Raw genomic sequence first — 19267 nt, 5'->3', positions numbered from 1 at the left:
ATCGCTGCCTCACGCCCCGCGCAGTTGACCCCTCAGGCAGTGTCAGCGGCGCGGGCGGCGCACACCAGCTACAAAGGCAGGAACGGACTGGGCTTGCCGTGCCACGAGATGCGGAGCGCGTCGCGGGCTCGGGTGGCTGCGACGAAGAGCTGGTTACGGCTCTTCATGAGCTCGCGTTCATACCGGGTGGGATCGGTCTTCGCGTACTGCTCCAGGAGAGCTGCACGCGGAAGGATCCCGTCGCTGGCGCCGATGATCGCAAGTTTCTGGTATTCGAGCCCCTTGAATCGGTGCATCGTGCCGATGTGAACCTCGCCGTTCCCCTGCGGCCCTTCCTTGGTGAGAGTGGCTGTGGTGATGCCATGCTTCATCGCCAGGTCCGAAGCGACGCGGCCGGCCATCTCACCGTCGGCGACGCAGACGGCCATGGTGCCGCTCGGGTCGCGTACGGTGCCGTCCGCGCCCGGCTGGGTGATGGCCGCGCGCCACTGCTTGAGGGCGTCGGCGAGCTGGGCAATCTCGTCGGTCCAGTCGGCGCAGGCAACGAACTCGGGAGCTGGGCCGTGCAACAGGGAGTGGTAGCCGTCGAGGCTGTCGGTGCCGTCGTCGAGGTCGTCATAGGTTGCCCCGCTGACAACCTTGGCGGCCTGGTCGAGGATCTCCTGCGTGGTGCGGTAGCTGAGCGTCAGCTTCGAGGCGCGGCCGCGGATCTGGACACCGACGGTGGAAAGGGTCACCTGCCGGTCGTAAATCCGCTGGTGGGTATCGCTTGCAATAAAGAGATCGCCTTCGCCGGACGCGACCATGGCGCGCAGCATCTTCCAATGGGCGGGACTGAGGTCCTGGGCTTCGTCGACGACGATGTGCTGGTAGCGATGACGCACGTAGCGCATGGCGGAGCTGTTGTCGTCGAGGTGGACCAGGTCACCCCCGCCGATGTCCGCCTTGTGCTCGGCACGGACCTTGATCTTGTGGGCACGTTCCATCTCGTAGCGGGCCGCCCGTTCAGCGGCCTGGGCCCAGGTCTCCCGGCCAAGGCCGTTCAGACGCAGAGTGAACTGTTCGAGCAGCTTCCAGATGGCGGCACGTTCGGGGCGGCTCAGGGCACGCCCCATACCGGCGCGGCGGGCTTTGAAGTAGTCCTGGCGGGTCGCTAGGGACTGGCCGAGGACGATCTGTTCCCATTCGTCGAACAGGAACTCGGCACCCCATCGTTGCTCGTCGTGCTCGAAAAGGACCTCCCGAAGGACGTCCAAGGCCGCTTCCCCGCTGATGAGGCTGCGCTGCGAGCCCGGGGCGGCGTTCTCGTTGAGGACGCTCTGCGCGAGCTGGTCGATGTGCTTGATGTCGACGCGGCCGAGCAGTACCGGATCCATGAGCGAGCTGAGCCTTGAGCGCAGGTCGGCCGTGAGGTTCTTGGTGTACGTGGTCAGCAGGATCGGCTTGTTGTGGCCGGGCGGCAGGGCGGCGGCGAGACGAGCGACGCGGTGGAGGGCGACGATGGTCTTGCCAGTCCCAGGGCCGCCGCTGACCCGGGCCGGGCCGCCGTAGTTCCGCTCGACGATCTTGCGCTGGGTGGGGTGGAGGTAGACCTTCCAGGCACGGAAGTCACCCTCGGCAAGGACGTTGCGAATGTCGTCGTCGACCGTAGTGACCGCGGTACGGCTGAGGGCCGCCGCCATGTCGTCCTCGAAGCCCGGCTCGAGTTCGGTGGCAGCGGGCTGGGTGATCTCGCGCTCGACCTCGTCCACCGACATGCCGGATCCGAGGCCGGTGAGGATCTCTGCGGTCAGGCGCGGAGCGCCGGCGATGAGCTGGTCGAGCTCCTCGTCGGTCCCGACGGTGAGGGCAAGGTCGATGAGCGCGTCCGTGACACCGAGTCGGCTCAGGTCTGCCGGGGTGCAGCCCACGAGGAGCGGTTCCGCGGCGGCAACGGCAGGTTCGGGCGTCACGACGGGTGCGGGCGTGGGCTCGACTGCAGCGGTCTGCTCGTCCGGAGCCGGAGTCAGCTGGAGTCCCGCACGCTGGAGGACGCTCTGACCGACGACGCCGAGGTCGACGAACTCGATCTCACCAGTGATCCGATTGATCGCGACGGTGAGTTCCTCGTAGACGTCCTTCCGGTGGCGTACGGCGACGATCAGCCACTGCGGGATGCCATCGACACCGACGCCGGCCCGGGCGAGAAGCGCCCGGTACGAGCGGTCGATCTTGGCTCGGAAGATCCGGCCGTCGCCCTTTAGGGGCTTGAGGTCGAGGCTGGGGTGGTCGGGGTCGGAACGGAATTGGTGACAGAAGTCGTAGAACTTCGTCTTGACCGACGACTCCATCTTGTAGAGCTCGTTTTCGGCCTTCTGGTAGAGGCTGAGGCGTGCGGTCATCGTGCGGCACCCTGTTCTTCGGAGTCTGAGCGGGCTGTGGCGTCGGGAAGGGCGGCCAGCAGGGCGTCGAGGTCGGCGAGCCAGTCGTGAGCCGAGCGGATGGTGAACCCGGCATCGCGGTAGGCACGCCAGGTCTTGTCGCTCTCCTCGTCCTCCTGGTCGTACGGCTCGGCCATGATGGCGATCCGCATGTCTCCGTGGTCCCAGGCAAAGTCGGCGAGCCAGCCTCGTTCGCCGAGTTCGAAGCCGTAGGCAGGAGCCTTCTTGCCGCCGTCGGCCAGGGCGTGGGCGAGGCGGGTGAGCAGGGCCTCAGGTCCGTCCTCGTCGAGGTATTCGAGGATTTCCTGGTCCCACAGCAGGTCCCGCAGCTTCGCTTCCAGCGGGGTGGCCTCCGATGCCTCCACTGCAGGACGCTCTGGCGCGGGCGTGAAAGTGCCGAACTGCACGATCAGAGATTCGAGTTCGCCGAGGCCGCCGAAGGCCTTGAATACCGAGGTGTCGCACTTCGCCGCGGTGGCCGTAGTCAGCTGAACGCCGTCACCGCCGTCATGGGCGAGGAACTGCAGGATGTTGGACCACTGGAGCCAGGAACGCCAGCGTGCCTTGTGCTCGGGCGTGCCGAGCAGCTCGGGTGCTGTGTCGTCGAGGCATACCAGGGCGGACCAGCGCCTGGTGGCTCCGTCGACGAGGAAGGCCACGGGGAGACCGGACTGGTCGCAGGTCTGGAACAGGTTGAGCGTGCCAGTGCCCTGGACGACGGCCGGGTCAGTGCCGTCGGTGCGGCCCCAGGCTTCGAGGAGGAGGTTGAGCGACTGGCGGGTCTGGTCGGGGCTGCCGTTGCCGACGAGGATCTCCTGGCCCGTTCCGAGGAGTCCTCCGACCATGGCCGATGCCCGCCTGCCCCAGGCCGCGTCGTCCGGAGTGCGCAGGTAGGCGAGGAGCATCGTCATCGGGTCGGCGAACGCAGTCGTGACGAGATCGTCGCCACCGTGTTCGGCGAAGAGCTGCTTGGCGATGTCCTGGGCGCTGTGCGGATAGGGGGGCCACACCGGCTCGGCCAGCTCCCGCCCTGAGGAGGTCTGAGCAGTGCCGGCCTGCCGCTCGAAGACTTCGAGGTCATCCCAGGTGAGCTGGAAGACGATGCGCCCGTTCGCCCGGAGCCGGTTGCGTTTGTCGGCGTCACCGGCGAGCCGGTTGTGCCGGCGGGTGGCGTGGTAACGGTGTCCGTCCAGGTAGACAGTGATCTTCTGCTTGGGAGCCTCGGTGCGTTCGAAGGTGAAGTCGGTGCGCGTGAACCCCTCGTTGCGCTGGGTGGTCAAACGCCACCTGTGGACAGTGCCGAACTCGTCCAGCTGCAGGTAGGCGCTGTTGTCGCTGCTCTCCTCCAGCGCGACATTGTTGCGCGGGCCGGCCCATCCACGCAGGGCCTTGAGGAAGCGTGCCTCGAGGTCGGACTCAACCTGTCCGTCGAGGCCAATCTGGTCGGTGTTGCCTACCGGCTTTGTGTTCCAGGCGTCGGTGTCGGTGCCGAGGAGTTCGTCGAGGATCTCCCGGGCCGCCTGGCGCGAGACGCGGTCGATGTGCTGTTCGTCGGCGTATCGGTACAGGCATCGGTGGCAGGCCGGCACGGCCTCCCCGTTGCAGGGGCACTCGTCGAGCAGGCGGCGCGCGCCCTCGAGTACCTGCCGAAAAGCAGCCGGGTCGGTCAGCCGGTCGAGGTAGCCGGTGCCGTGCGGGAGGCGGTCGTACAGGACGAGGAAGTGCCGCTTTTCAGCGGTGTCGCGGTCCGGCATGGTGGCAATGGTGGTGTCAAGGTGCTGCGGGTCGCCGCCGAAGGCTGCGTCCACCCCCAGGCGCAGGGCCGCTTGGAATGAGTGGACCCGCTCCTCTACGAGGACAGTCGCAGCGGGCAGCAGGATGCGCAGGGCTTCGGTTTCCAGTTCGTGGGCCAGCAGGACGGGCTCCTGGGACACGCCCTGCTTTCCGCGCCGCAACGGGCACCAGGGGGTGTGGTGCTTGATTTCTCGCTGGCGATTGGCGGAGTTGTCGACGGCGTCTCGGTCGTCATCGAAGACCGGCCGTCCGTCGGCGGTCGCGGCTCCGCAGGCAGTACACACGTGGAAGGGAGAAATGCGCACGGGCCGCCCGGCGAGCTGATCGTTCTCCTGGGCTCCGATGCTGAGCGGCCCGGCGTTGACCCGGCGGATGACGGCGTGGCGGGTGTAGTCCACGCCGAAGATCTCCTTGGTGTGCCGCCAGGACTTGCCCGGGGCGAAGTCCTCCGGGGCGATGTCGACCATGTCCACGACGGTGTAGAAGCGGTGATCGCGGTCGTCGCTCTCGTCGCCGATCCTGGCGTCCTCGCGCTTGTCGCGGGCGGTCACGATGCTGGGTTGGACGATCTGCCACAGGCTGCCGGAGTCGGCAATGCCAGCCTCCCCGCAGCGCGGACAGGGGGTGATGTCGTGCTCTGCGTTCTCGGTGCGGACATAGCCGCACGAGGGGCAGAAGCGCCAGTGGCGCCAGTCCTGGTCCCGGCCGGTGACGATGTCGATGCCGGTGATGCGGTGCTTGTAGCCCTCAGCGTAGAAGGTGTTGCCGGGGGCCAGTTCGGACAGGGCGAAGCTGCGCGGCCGCCCGTAGGAGAATTGCTTCGACTTGTAGCTGTCCCGTCCCTCGGATGTGGTGCCCTCTGGCCAGTACACGCTGGCCTGAAGGGTGGTTGTGGCGTCGATGAGGGCGTAGTTGGGCAGAAGGCCGAGGTCGCACAGCACGGTCTGTGACGGCTGACGCTGGCGCGTGGCTCCCTGCTTCGAGAGGGCGCCCATTTCCGCTTCCAGCTCCGCCTTCGTACGCGCCTGCTCGTCGTCGCCTTCCTTGAGCTCGTCGATGGCAGAACGGATCGTCCGGATACGGGTGCGCAGTTTTTGGTTCTCGCGCTCCCACTCCCGCTCTGCCTTCTCGATCGCGCTGCGGATGCCTCGGACCGCGTACTTCCTCAGCTCCTCCTGGGCGGTCTCGGTCACGCCGGCCGGGAACAGCGCAAGGAAGCCGTCCACGAGCTCCGCACCATGAGCGAGTGCGGCTTCGGTGAAGTCGGCGAGGTAGCCGGAGGGGCCGAAGAGCTCGTCCACACGCCGGGACAGGGCTGCAAGCGGCTTGCCGTCCTCGCGCAGCAGGCGGCCGCGCGCCGCGAGATCGAGAAGGTGGGCGGTGTACTGGCGTCGCAGGATCTCGATGGCCGACAGGTACGAGCCCGGCGGCACGATCCGCCCATCGATCATGTCGCGCGGCCGGTCGAGGAAGTACAGGTCGCGGCGGGATCGGTCGGGGATGGTGAGGAGGAAGGCGTTGCCGGTACGGCGCCCGGCCCGGCCCGCCTGCTGGGCGTAGTTCGCCGGCCGGCGCGGCAGCGCACCGAGGACGACGGCGGACAGGTCGCCGATGTCGATGCCCATCTCCAGAGTGGGCGTGCAGGACAGCACGTTGGGGTCGTTGAACCCCTCTCCCTTGCGGAACGCCTCCTCGACGCGCTCGCGCTTGCCCCGGGAGAGTAGACCCGTGTGCTCGGCGGTGATGACCTGGTACGTCCCAGCTCGCCGGTACAGGCGGCGGTAGTAGTCGTCGCGGTAGTCGCGGTCCCGGTCGTGTCGGTCCACGGTTTCCAGCCACCGGTCGCCCGCGACCAGCCGACCGGCCGAGCAGCGGTACGACTGGCAAGGCTGCCCGTGGTACTGCTCCAGCAGTGAGGGATGGACGGTCTGCTCCCAGAAACACTTCGGGCACCGCACATACGACTCGTTGACCTGGGCCTCGGACAACAACTGCAGCTGGACGGCACCCGGCTGGAGCCCGTAGACGCGGATGGCCGTATCGCGCGGCGTGCGCGCGGCGAGCAGTCCGGCGTCGGTGAGCCGGGGCAGCAGCCGCACCCAGAACTCATCGGCCTGCTCACGGGTCATGTCGAAGCAGCGCTGGGCCCAGGACTGATACCAGGACAGACGTCCCGCGGCGAAGTCGAACTCGCTCTTCTGCTTCGGCCGGGCGAGCAGGAAACTCGGCGCGGAGACGCCCCTGGGAAAGGCCTTCATGCCGCGCGGGCGGCCACCCCAGATGAAGTAGCGGCTTGTTCCCGCCTCGTCGAGGAACTTGTCCAGCCAGCGGTGCCCGACGGCTCCTCTCGTACGCAGTCGCTCCAGCAGGCCGCGTAGGAAGGCCAGGTACCGGTCGTCGTCATGAGCGGTGAGGGCCAGCCCGTGTTGGGCGGACTCCTCGTGGGCGGTACGTACGATCGCGACGGCCGCCCGCTGGTCGGGGATGTTCACCCAGGCGGCGGCGGTGCGGGTCAGTTCGAGGGTACGACCGTTCCGGGAACGGTGACCGAACTCCATCACGGCCTCGAACGCGAACCGCTCACCGATCAGGTCCCAGGTCCTCTTGTCTCCGCCGCGTCCCCTGCCCGACAGCAGTCGCGCAACTCCCGCGTCGTCGTGCAGGTCCGGCGGGACGACTGCGGCGAGCGTCTCACGATCGGTGGTGGACACGACGACGTCGGCGACGAGGTCATTCAGCGCGGTGGACCGCTGCTCGCTGAGGTGCTTGGTGAACAGGGCCCGCAAGGAGAACGTGTACGAGCGGGAGGCAACGAAGCCGGCCCGGTGCGCAGCATCCTGCACCGAGTCGTTGAACATCAGCGTCTTCGTCTCACGCTGCGCCTTGTCCATCTCCCCGTCGGTGAAGAGCTGGGTGATGGACGCGGCGGCAAGTGCGGCAGCGCCCGTACCAAGGAAGCGAATGGTGTTGTGGGTACCGCACGCCGGGCACCAGTCGTCCTTGGCCGCCCGTTCCGCGATGTCCCCGAGCTGAACGAGCACGAAGACCGAATCGGGGCCGGCGGGCTGCGGGTTCCCCTCGTCGTCGTAATCGCCCTGAGGGTCGGGCAGGCGCAGGCGACGGGAGGTACCGTCGAGCACCATGAGCACGCCCGCCCCGCCGGTGGTCAGCGACCTCTGCACCGCCGGGTCCATGGCAGTACGGCCGTTGCCCTCGCGAGCCTCGTTGTCCGTGGCCGCCACCAGGGTGCGCACCTTGGACTTGTTGGCCGTGACGGTGGCCCGTCGAATCTCGTGGGCCCCAAAGCTCAGCTCCTCCAGGTCCGACTCGGGAGCCAGGACCGACCAGCCGGAGCGCCCACACTCGCGGCAGTAGACCGCAGGCAGGAAGACCTTCGTGTCACGCGAGGTGGTCGTATCAGGCGTCGCGCGCAGCCGGCTCTCCGCCCCGATGGTGTCCCAAGCGAACTCAGCCTTCGGCCAGGGGAGCACACCCCTCAGCATGCGGGTGACGGACCGCGCCCACGGGTGCACCTCGACCTGGACGAAGGGGCGGCTGGTCGCGGTCGGCGCCCCAGAGGCGCGCGCAACGGACAGCAGGGCGACGAAGCGGGCGAGTGCCACTGCGGCAACCTGCGGCCGCGTCGTGATCGCCTCGTCCCAGCTCTTCGCCCCACTGCGACGCATCACGTCGAGCACTTCGTCGTAGGTGCACGCGGTACCGTCGAAGGCCTTCAGCACCGCGTACGTCAGACGGTTGCGCCGAAGCGCTGCGCCGAGCACGACCGGATCGGTGATGCGGCTTCCGGTGACGGCCTCGGCGAGATCCGCGAGGGCCTCTGGGCCGGACGCCGGATCCGACAGAGCGGTCAGCGCCTCGGGGGGCGCGGCCTGGCCGGGAAGGAACTTCGCGTCCGTGATCGAATCATCGAGCATGAACTCGTCGACCGTCAGACGGTTCTCACCGATGATCGCGTCCTCGGTGAACTCGGCACCGAAGACGCTGCCGGCCACGGAGAGGAGCTGCCGAACCCCGTCGGCGTCAGTGCCGGAAGCAAGGGTCGCGGAAGTGGCGACGGGAGTGATCGTGCCGAGCGGCTTGCCGGGCTCGTTCGCGCCAACGGCGATGGCGAGGCGGCGCAGCAGCATGGCGACGTCGGTGCCCTGCGCACCGTCGTAGGTGTGGAACTCGTCGACGACCACGTAGCGGATATCGCTGTCGTCCCACAGCGAGCCATCGGCGGCCCGCTGCAGGAGCAGATCGAGCATCTTGTAATTGGTGATCAAGATGTCGGGCGGGGACAGTTGCATGTCCTGCCGGCGGGTGTAAACCCGGTCGTAGTGCGTCGCCGCCTTGTCCCCGATGTACAGGCCGGCTCGTACGCCGCTCAGCTCGTCGTAGTCGCTGAGCAGCGCGTTGATACGGGCCGCTTGGTCAGTGGCCAGGGCGTTCATCGGGTAGAGGAAGATCGCCTTGACCCCGTTGTTCCCGGCCGCGCGCTCGCGGGCGCAGTGATCGAGCACGGGGTACAGGAACGACTCGGTCTTGCCGGAGCCCGTACCCGTCGTGACCAACGTGGGCTGAGGTACATGCCCGTCCTTCGAGGTGAGCCGGGCGAAGGCACGAGCCTGGTGCGCGTACGGCGTCCAGCCGTCCGTACGTACCCAGTCCAGGTGCTGCTGCCAGCCGGCGCCGGCTGGCGTGAAGGGGGTGCGGAGTCGAAGATACGGGCCGCGGAACATGCCCGTCGTCTCGTCCCCAAGGAAGGCGTGGAGCGCCTTGCGGACACCCTCGTCGGCGAGGCCGTACGTCGTGGACAGGTACTGGAGCAGGCTCTCCTTGAGTCCCTGCGCTTCGAGGGTCGGCCTCACGAGGTCGGGACCTCCATCTTCTCCGGGTCCCACAGACCCTTGCTCACTGCTTCGTCGAGGCGCTGCCTGAAGTAGGTGTGGGCTTCACGCATCTCGCGCTCGCGTTCGGCCTTGTAGAAGGGGGCGGTGTATCCGTCGGGGACGGGGGCGGTGGTCGTCGGGTCCTTCTCGTAGGCCTCCCGATAGGACTCAAACTGGGTCCAGTGGTCCTTCGTCTGGTCGAACCCATAGGTGTATCGGTCTCCGGCGATCTTCCGCTCGGTGGCATCGAACCACGTCACTCGGTCGAAATCCTGCATGATCGGGAAACGGGCCCGGTACATGGCGATGAGAGTGTCCGCGTCGATGCCGAGCCAGACGGCGACGAGCGCATCGATCTCGACCAGGGCGGCTCTGCGGGCGTACTCAGTACGGAGTGGGGTGTCACGCTGCCAGCTGGGGGTGACGTCGTGCAGCTCGGTCGTGAGGTTGGGCCACTTGATCGCCCAGGGCTCGTAACCGGGCCAGCTGGGGTCGTAAAGCTCCGCCCAGAGGTCGGCGTAAGCGGTGGTAAGGGCGTTCAGGCGGAGGGTGCGGAGGAGGAGGGCGGGGGCTAGAGGGTGATCAGCATAGGCTGCAGGCATGCCTGCAGCCCGAGCGGGATTGAGGTTGCTGTCACCACTTGTGCGCAGCAAATAGTCACTAGGGATTCCCGCCCACAGACCAGCGTTCAAGACATCTGTACGCCGGTCACCAACTGAAGCACTACACACGCCGTCGATGTGCGATGCCCCGGGCGGCAGCAACGCAACGTACAGACTGCGTTCCGTATCAGGGGCAATCATTCTTCGCCAAGCGATTCGATAGAAATGGGCATACGACTTACTGGCTTTGGCCAGGAGGAACCTCTCTACCTCTTCGTCTTCGACCTCCTCCAGCTGCACCTTGCGCCTGTCTGCGAGCTGCTGCCGTGCCTGCTCCCGCTCCTCCAACGACGCGAGCAGCGCCTCATACCTCTCCGAGTCAGCCCACCGATCCTGCTCGCCTACATACACGTCGCGTGGTGCCACGCGGCGGTACTCGGACTCGGGTACTGCGTCGTCTACGAGCGCCTTCGGGTTAAGACCACATACCTCACCGCTGCCCTGGCTGGGCTGCTTAAACATCGGGTTGGCTACGCCGATCTGCGGCCCCTTGAGGATGACGTCGCTCCACGCTGTCGCCTGGTAGTCGCCCTGGCCATCGACCCCGGTGTTGTAGTCGACAAGTCGCTGGTCCTTGGCAGGGCCGAACTGTGCCTTCTTAGATGCGCCTTCATCAAATCCGACAGAAACTCTCGGCGTTAGCATTCCGAGGCGAAGAGGATAGGCGCCGAGCGCATCGATCGCCGCGTCTTCCGCTGTACTCACCGGTGTGAGGAGGCGCGTGTGCTCCAGAGGCCCCTCATCACCTGCGAGTCTCTGCCACCGTTTGAGGGTGTCAGGGGTAACATGGACGACCCGCTTTGGGTGAGGTCGTTCGTCCCAGTCTCCGTTGTACTTGACACCTGGGTCATCGCCGATGTCCTCGGCAGTGGAGGACCTCCGGAGCGCGTCGACCGTAAAGAGCCACGACAGCGACTCGAAGGAGATCTCCCCTTCGTCCCCATAGATGTGCACACCGAAGTGGCTGGACCTCCCCACCGGCGGCGGGAAGAAGCGGTTGCCCGCATTGACGAAGTCACCGTGCACGCGCAACCGCCGGTACGCCGCTGACCGCAGCGCAACCTCCTTGTCCCCGGCGAAGTGCGTATCGGGGTGCACCATCCCAGCTGTCCCGCCTCGCCCTGTGTGGTCCCAAATCTCGCACATAAACGCCCGATACAAATCAGGCCGAGTGCCTGAGACGAGTGGGTACACCGGTGACGCCGCCAGGTACGACGCCATCGTCACCGTATTCGTCACCTCGTCAAGCAGGTACTCCCGCACCTCCTCGCGCGTAAGTTCATCACCCCTCCGCCTGCCCTTCACCTCCGCCTTCGGCTTCTCTGTGAGCATGAACCACGGTTCGTACTCCGCAAGGACCTGGTCTTCCTTCCACTCCGGACGCACCCACGGAGGGTTGCCCACCTGCAGGTCGAAACCCCCCGCCTCGCTGGCGAAAACGCCTACGAAGTCCAGCTCCCAATGGAGGAATCCCTGTTCTTCCGCGATGTCACGGACGATCCGCATCCACGGGTAGCGGGTCTCGACCGCCTTCCGGGCATCATCCATGTCCATCTCAGGCTGAGTCTGAATCAGCTCTTCGAGGGCCTTCAGGTCCTTGAGCGATTCAACGGACGACAGGATCGTCCCCTGGGCCAAGTCCTTTGTGCCGAGCATGGACTCCAGGAAGGCGATCCAGTCCTCCAGATCTGCCAGCGGGATAATCTCGCGGCGTCGTGCCAGCCCGCGGGGCTTCCTCTGCGGAGAGCGGGTACGCGCCTTCTCTCCCTCCGCCTGCTTCGGGAGTTCCCCTTCGGGATCGTCCTCGCCCAGGGACATCTGGTCACCGTCCAGAGCGAACAGCATCCGGCTCTCGATGACCTGCGGCAGGGCCGTGGGCTCAGGCACGGTCTGCACATTCTCGACGGCCGGCCCTGCCACCGACGACAACAGGGCATCCAGGTCAACCCCAGCCTCCGCCGTGACCACCGGAGCCGTGGTGTACTCCGCGTCCGTCCCGTCCAGCAGCCCCACCTTGTCCAGCGGCCAGAACCACAGCGCGCACCAGGCGTCCATGACCTGCTTGAGGCGCCAGTACGGAGAGCCCTCTGCCTCGAAGAGGTCCTTGAAGACCTGTTCCTTGGTCAGCGGGAGGCTCTGGTCCCCGTTCTGCTTGTCGTGGCGGAGGAAGGCGTACTCCTCTGCATCCTCCCTGCGGGTGGTCCCCCAGACGTCGATGGTGCGGGCGATCTCCTGCTCGCTGAGTTCCATCCGCTTGGCGACGAGCTTCCACAAGAATTCGACACGACGTGCTACCGCCTGCAGTCGGGCGACTTGGCTCGCCTTGCCGCCCGTCGTCTTGGGCTTGGCTTGTACGCCCTTCTTCCATCCCTTGAGCTGATCCACCTGCGGCCGGGCGAGCTGCTCGACCAGCTTCCTCGCATCGCCGCTCGCCCCCGCGACCGCACCCCAACCAGGGGTGGGCAGGAGGAACTGGTGCACGGCGCCCTCCGGTAGCGGCTGCTCCGCACCGTCCCCGGCCGCACGGAACGGCAACTTGGTCGGCGTCTGGGCGCCGATGGTCCGCTCCTTCTTGATGCGCTCGACCTCGTACACCCACCGCCGCGCCCCGATCAAGGAGTTGCCACGCCGCAGGTGGAGGCCAAACCAAGGCGCACGCATACCGGGGTGCATGGTGTTGAGCCACAGCGATACCTCGGCGAGCTCCACACCCGTCTCGTTGAGGTCGATCCCATACGCGTTGTGAAGGGCGATGTACGCCTTCACCTTCTGCTTCGCCTCGAGTGCCTTCGATGTGTCCAGGTTGGCGCCCAGCTCCTCCTGGCGGCGCTTGAGGTACTCCTCCGCGACCAGGTCGATCGCCTTGTTGAGGAACGCCCCGGAGCCGAGGGCCGGTTCGCAGATCGTGTAGCGCAGGAGTTCGCTCGCGCGAGTCCGGACAGGGTTGCCGTCGGCGTCCTCCTGGTCGAGGCGGTGCTTCAGCGCCAGCTCGACGGTGACCTCGGTGAGGGACTCGGGCGTGTAGTACGAGGCGGACGTCTCGCGGTCGCGGCCGGCCAGACGGTAGACGAACCTGCCCGGGGCGTACTTCTTGGCTCCGCGCAGGCCGTGCTGTTCGGTGTCCTCGGCGGAGTACACGACGTGCGTGTTCTCCGGGTAGTCGTTCAGCCGCTCGGCAGGGACGAGCCAGGATCCCTTCTCGGGGTCGCCGTACTGCTTACCGGCCTTCTTGGCACCGGGCTTGGCGACCTCGGCCAGCTCCCTCTTCTCGTCGATGATGCCGGTGTACGACATCAGGCCTTCGTAGACGGCGCCGAGCTGGTTGATGCCAAGATTACGGTAGGAAATGAAGCCGCCCTGCCGGCCCCTCTGGCCAGCCTCCTTCAGCGTGAGCAGACGCAGCACCTCGTGCAGGGCCTCGTTGCGCAGCCGCAGGTCCAACCACCGCGGCCTCTCGTCCCCGTCCTCGTCCCAGCGGGGGTCCAGGACACCAGTACCGATGAGGGTGATCGCCTTGGGGTCGAACAGCTCGCTGCGCAGCGGCTCGAAGCGGAGGCCGCGCTCTTCGCTGCGCTCAGCGGCGGGCTTTTCGTCTCCGGCTTCGGTGCCGTGCGGACGGTGTCCGAAGTTGACCTTGTTGAAGAGGACGTCGAGGGAGGCGTAAAGGTGGAAGCCGTCTCGGCTGTCCTCGTCGACCAGCTTGCGCTCGCGCGCAACCAGCTCGCGCAGCCGGGCGATCGAGTAGCCAGCCTCGTAGGTGGAGTCGTCAGCGGGCAGGATGCCCAGTTCCGGGCGGGCCTCCGCGTACAGGAGGAAGAGGATGCGGTAGAGGTAGCGCAGGGATTCGCGGGTGAGCTGTTTGGCGAACGGGCCCTTCCTGAGGTCCTCGATCTCCCGGGGCTTGACCTTCGCCTCTCGCAGGCGTGCGAGTACCTCGTTCGCGATGATCTCGACCGACTGCTGGAGTCCCTTGCGCAGCTCGGAGTTGACCCCGACGGCGTTGTCCCGGGACGCCTTCAGTAGCTCGTCGATGCGCCGGCCCTTGCCGTCGGGGCGGGGTGCGAGCATGTCGTGCGAGAAGAGTGCTGCGAGGAGGGAGAGTTCACCAGCCTTCGCCGTGTCGTTGCGGGCGAGGGCCGCGTCCAGGCTGGCTGAGAGGTAGCGCCCCTCGGCCCAGGCGTTGCGGTCGGCGAGGACGAGCACGCCACCACACAGCAGCAGGACGAAGCGGGGTGCATCACCGCCGGGCTCGTGGATTTCGCTCTGGAAGAGCCAGGCCGCCAGCTTCTCGCCGACATCGAGGAGGCCGTCCGTGGTCCTGACGGGGTGAACGAGCGGCCCGGCCTCGTCGGGGTCGAGGGAGTCATCGAGGGAGGCCGTCCAGCCGCAGTCGAGGGCTACGATGCCGTCTCCGTGCCACGCGACCTGGAGCTCGTACTCCTTGCCGGCATTGTGCACGGTGATCGGCTCGGGCCGCTCGCCGTAGCCAAGGGCTTTGAGGACAGTGGAGTGCCAGGTGGCGATCCGCTCGGCCCACTCCCCCGTCGGGTCGTCGTAGGTGCTGCCGGGTTCTTCCTGCTGGGCGCGGAAGTGCAGGAAGGGGCGCACGGTGGCCAGGTAGTCACCGCGCAGCCGGGGCAGGAGTTCGCGCGGGGTGGGCTGGGGATCGTGGGGGTCTGTCTCACGGCCGGTCCACAGCGTGAACAGACCCTCGTCGCCCGCTTTGCCCCGCTTGAGGGTGTTCTCCAGCTCCTCGCTGAAGTAGTGGGCGGAGAGGTACTCGCCACGATTGGCGAAGGAGTCGTAGGTGTAGCTCATCGTGCGGACTCCTCGGCGTGCGCGGTGGACGCGGTGGTGGCGTGAAGGGGTTCGAGGACGCAGAGGACCCGCAGCATCGGGTCACCCTCGGTTCGCAGGCGGCGCACGAGGTCACGGCGACGGGCTGCCGTGTCGTACACCTCCTCGATGCGGCGCTGCTGGTTTCCTACGGCGATCAGGGCGCCCTGCTCCCAGACCTGCACCCGGTCCTCGTACGGGGCGAGGTAGGAGTCGACCTGCTTGTCGTAGTCGGCGCGGCGCTCGCGGAGGTGTCTCTCGGCGGCATCGACGGCCGCGGGCACGAGGCTCTGGAGGGCATCGGGGTCAACGGGCTCGGCACGACCGGGCATGTCGGGGCCGACGCCGCAGGCAGCGAGGAACGCCGAGTCCATGCGCCACACCTGGGGGCTCTGCTCGGCGAGGCCGGTGACGGCCATCCACTCCACGACCGTCGGCTTGCCGGCCGCGTTGGAGTACACCCCTTGCAGGAGGTAGACCGGGCCGGCGAGTGCGTCGGGCAAGGCGGCGTCGATCCGCTGGGCCTTGGCCGGGTCGGGCCGGTAGGCGAGGACGAAAGCCTGGTCGTACTTGAGCTTGGCGAGGACCTTGTCCGTCACCCAGTCGAGCACCGGATGGACGTCGGAGACGTAGGAGACGTTGGGCCACTGGGAGGTGGGCTGGTCCGTCTTGCCCTGCTTGGCGTTGCGGGCGGCCTCCAGGCGGTCGGCGGCGTACTGCTTGTCGAAGGTGATGCTCAGCGTGCCGTCGTACTTGGACGTCGTGAGGATCTTCTCCTGCTCCAGGTACGACTTCGGTAGCGCCCGGAAGCGGTACTGCAAGTCGTCGGGCGGAGTGAACTCGATTCGGCCATGGGCCGTCTCGGGCTTCCATCCGAGAGCGGCGCGCTCTGCCTCCGGGTAGATGAGGTCCATCGCGGCGTGGAAGTACGCCTTGGTGTCGGTGAAGACGTGGGGTACGTCGGCCTCGGGCACCGGGGCCGTGCCGAGGTTGGCAGCAGGGGCCGTGGGGTCTGCGAGCCGGGCGTTGGCGCCGGCGAGGAGTCCCGCGAGGAGACCGCCCGACTCCTGCTGGGACTGCTTGATGGAGCGCTCGACGGTGCTGCCCTTGATGAGGTCGCGGGTGAGGCGGTCCTCTTCCTTCTTGTCGTTGTAGAGCCCCGTGACTGCTTCGGCGCTGCCCTCGCCGGTCTCGATCTCGTGCGCCTGGGCCTCGCGCTGCAGCAGGCGCGCACCGACGAGCCGGTCGTCGAGCGTGAGCATCTCGCCGCTCTCTTCGTCGCGCCGCCAGGGCACGTCGGCGGTGAGGGTGACAGCACGGAACTCCGGGCTGACCGCCTGCCCGTAGCGGTCGATGCGTCCGTTGCGCTGCTCGATGCGGATGAGGGACCAGGGCAGGTCGTAGTGGATGAGGTCGTGGCACTGGTGGTGCAGGTTGACGCCTTCGGAGGCGATGTCACCGGTGAACAGCAGCCGTACCGGTTCTTCGAGCCGGCCGAAGCGGTCGACGATCTCTTGCTGTTGCTGGTCGTTGGTGGTGTCACCGTGCATGACCTCAACGACTCCGCCATACGCCTTCCAGGGACGTGTCGCATCGGCCTTCGCCTCGTTCCTCTTGAACCCGAGCAGCGCCGGGACCTCCTGGGCCAGCCAGTCCAGGGTGTGGACCCGCTCGGAGAAGATCACGACGCGGCGCTCGGAGCGCGGGCCGACGCCGAGTTCCTTGAGGGTGCGCACGAGGGCGTCGAGTTTGGCGGAGTCCTGGTCCGTGAAGTCCGCAATCAGCGCCTCCAGCTCCGCGAGTGCCTTGCTCTCTGCGGCGAGATCGGCGAGGCGCTCGGGGGTGTCTGCCGCGGCCTTGCCCTTACCCCTCGCCGTACTGGTCTTCGGGTTGTCCAGGTAGGCGCGGCGGTTGGCGAGGGACTTCCGCAGGGCGACGTGGGAGGAGAGGAACGCCTTGAGGAAGTTGTAGCCGACCAGCGGATCGGCGCAGACCGACGAACGGCTGGGGTCCCCCGGGGTCCACTCGCTCGCGAGCTTCTCCAGGACGGCGACCTCCTTCGGTGTGGCCGGAGCCGTCACGGGAAGTGAGTCGCCGCGTTCTGCCCAGGGCTTGCCCTTGAGGCTGTCGCGTACCTCGCGATCGGTCTTGGTGCGCCTGATGTAGAGGTGGTCGAGGTCGGCGACCTTGTAGTTCTTGGGGTCGGCGATGGCGGCCGGATCGAGCATCCGGATCAGCTCGGCGAAGGATTCGGCGTCGCCATTGTGCGGGGTGGCGGAGGCCAGGATCAGCGCATCGGTCTGCTCGGCCAGGCGGCGGGCGAGGCGGTTGTTGCGGGTGCCCTTGTTCACGAGGTTGTGCGACTCGTCGATGACGACCGCATCCCAGGTGATGTTCTCCAGGTGGTGGGCGTACGTCGCCGACTTGAGGGTGTCGACCGAGACGATGACGCGCTTGAAGTGGGCAAACGGGTTCCGGCCTGCCGGGATCTCCTGCTGGATGCGCTGGATGCCGGTGGAGTCCAGGCGAACCAGCGGGAGGGAGAAGCGGGTCCACAGCTCACGCTGGAACTGCTCCAGCACATGGGCGGGCGTGACCACGAGGATGCGCTCGCCGCGCCCCCGCCGGATCAGCTCCGAGAGCGTGATGCCGATCTCCAAGGTCTTACCCAGACCGACGACGTCGGCGATCAGTAGCCGGGGCTGCGGATTGCGCATGGACAGGGCCAGCTCGGCGGGGCGCAGCTGATGCTGCTGCCGGTCCATGAGGAAGGAGTCGGCGAGGGCGATGCCGTGCTCGGTCTGCGGCAGCGCGGTCTTGCGGATGACCGCCTCCAGGTGGAGGCGCGCCTTGGCATGCTTTGAGGTCTCGTCGGGCACGAGCTCGGTCTTGCGCGGATCGAGCACCTCGATCACGTCCAACCCGGAGTAGAAGATCGCATCCGTGCCACGGACGAACGAGGAAACGCCGCTGACCTCGACCATGAGTCCGTCACGGGACTCAGAGACGGACTTCACGAGCCACTGCTCATGGCGGATGCGCACCTGGGCACCCGGGGCGAAGACCGGCCTGGTACCGGCCCGGTATGCAGACTGCGCCGCATCGGCGTCGCGCCCTTCGGGAACCTCGGGCTGGATCGCCGTGGTCACGTGGTGCTCCTCTGTGGGCTCTGTGCTCGTGATGTGCAGTGTGATCGTGCTGGGCCGGCCTGAGGCGGCCGAGAGCGATAAAACGGTCCCCGACGAATCCGAGAGCGGTGACCCTCGCCCTTTCTACCGTCCGGCGACCGGCCTCACCGGTAGAAGGAGGAGACGAGCGGGTCAGCTCTTCGGCCAAGCGAGCGCCGGCCCAACGGCGTAGCGCTCCCGCAATTCCTCGGCGACCCTCCGGGAGGCCGGAGGACGGCCCCTTTGCGGTGCGGCTGTAGCCGGACTTCCGCCCGCAGGCTCAGACATCCGCTCCACCGCGGATGAGGGTGAGGCCGGATCGGATTCAGCGCCGCGTGGCGGGACCGAGGTGTCATCCCGCGGGGACGCCGACTCTTCGCGCAGCAGTTTCTCGAGCGAGTCGAGCCTGTCCAGCATCGGTCCATCAGGCTGCGGCAGCACCATCGTGGAATGGTCCTTCGCCGTCGTCTCCTGGATCAGGGCGCGCCGTGCACGAGCCGGACTCGTACCCAGCTGGCGCATGAGATCGGCGCACTGGCGGGTCACCTCCTCCAGAGAGGGCCGGTCGACTGCCTTGTGTGCCAGCATGGCCGCCACGACGGGGACCAGTTCATCGGGCAGCCCGGACAGATCAGGGCCGATCTCGGGGTTGACCACCTGCGCGGCGACTGCCTCCCACCGGACGCCGTCGTACGGGTAGTGCTCGGTCGCCGCGTACAGAAGTACGCTGCCCAGGCCGTACACGTCAGCGGCCTGCGTGACGTCCACCTCGCCCAAGGCCTGCTCGGGCGGCATGCAGCGGACCGTGCCGATGACCATGCCGGCCTGCGTGAGCGTTCCCTTGGACGCTCCAACGAAAGCGCCGAGCCCAAAGTCGATGATCACCGGGCCGAAGTCGCCCAGGATGACGTTCTGCGCCTTCAGGTCGCGGTGCACCAAACCCGCGGAGTGCACTGCGGCAAGCCCCTCGGCCAGCAGCGCGCCGAGGCTCGCCACGAGCGGCGCGGACAGCGCACCCTGGTGCCGCACGACGTCGGAAAGCGGGCATCCAGGGACATAGTCCATGGCCAGCCAGGGCTGCTCGGCAAACGGATCTGCCTCGATAAAGCGGGCCACACGGCCGGTCCCCGAGATCGTCCGCGCAATCGCCGCCTCGCGTTCGAAGCGTGCGCGCGTGTGCGGATCCGTACGGTCAGGCCGGATCACCTTCACGGCAACTGGTTCACCCGCGACCGAGTAGGCGAGGTACACCTCCCCCATCCCGCCCGCGCCGAGTCGGCGCTCGACGAGGTATGGACCGATACGCGACGGCAGAGGCGCGCTACTCACCGCACCCCCCTGACTTCCCGTAACGACATCACAGCCCCGCTCGGCGCCTGCCTCCGCTCCGCCGAAGAAAGAGCAGAGCGCAGCAGACAGGGACACCGATGGATCAAGCCCATAGCCTACCGATCACCATCCCACGGGAGAAAGTGATCACATCGGACTAGGCTGAT

General features: G+C 67.2%; 5 protein-coding genes. All 5 read right to left on the bottom strand.

Features of this window, described 5'->3' with window-relative positions:
• Positions 1-68 precede the first annotated feature (68 nt).
• On the bottom strand, positions 69-2381 hold the full coding sequence (locus tag ABT403_RS02700; protein ID WP_344157279.1) for a UvrD-helicase domain-containing protein: 2313 nt from the start codon (positions 2379-2381) through the stop codon (positions 69-71).
• Complete coding sequence (locus ABT403_RS02695) at positions 2378-9085, bottom strand: DEAD/DEAH box helicase family protein (RefSeq protein ID WP_344157276.1); 6708 nt, start codon at positions 9083-9085, stop codon at positions 2378-2380. Before ABT403_RS02695 ends, ABT403_RS02700 begins: the two co-directional genes overlap by 4 nt.
• Positions 9082-14586, bottom strand: a complete 5505-nt coding sequence (locus ABT403_RS02690) for a hypothetical protein (protein WP_344157273.1) — start codon at positions 14584-14586, stop codon at positions 9082-9084. The genes ABT403_RS02695 and ABT403_RS02690 overlap by 4 nt, the downstream gene beginning before the upstream one ends.
• Entirely contained in the window at positions 14583-17753 is a 3171-nt protein-coding gene (locus ABT403_RS02685) for a DEAD/DEAH box helicase (protein WP_344157269.1), read from the bottom strand. Before ABT403_RS02685 ends, ABT403_RS02690 begins: the two co-directional genes overlap by 4 nt.
• A 171-nt stretch (positions 17754-17924) precedes the next feature.
• Positions 17925-19031, bottom strand: coding sequence for a serine/threonine-protein kinase (locus ABT403_RS02680; protein ID WP_425580188.1), 1107 nt, complete (start codon positions 19029-19031; stop codon positions 17925-17927).
• Between the last annotated feature and the right edge of the window lie 236 nt (positions 19032-19267).

The organism is Streptomyces sp. NPDC000075, assembly GCF_040301925.1.
GTDB classification, from domain to species: Bacteria; Actinomycetota; Actinomycetes; order Streptomycetales; family Streptomycetaceae; genus Streptomyces; species Streptomyces polychromogenes.
This window is presented reverse-complemented; position numbering and strand designations above follow the sequence as displayed.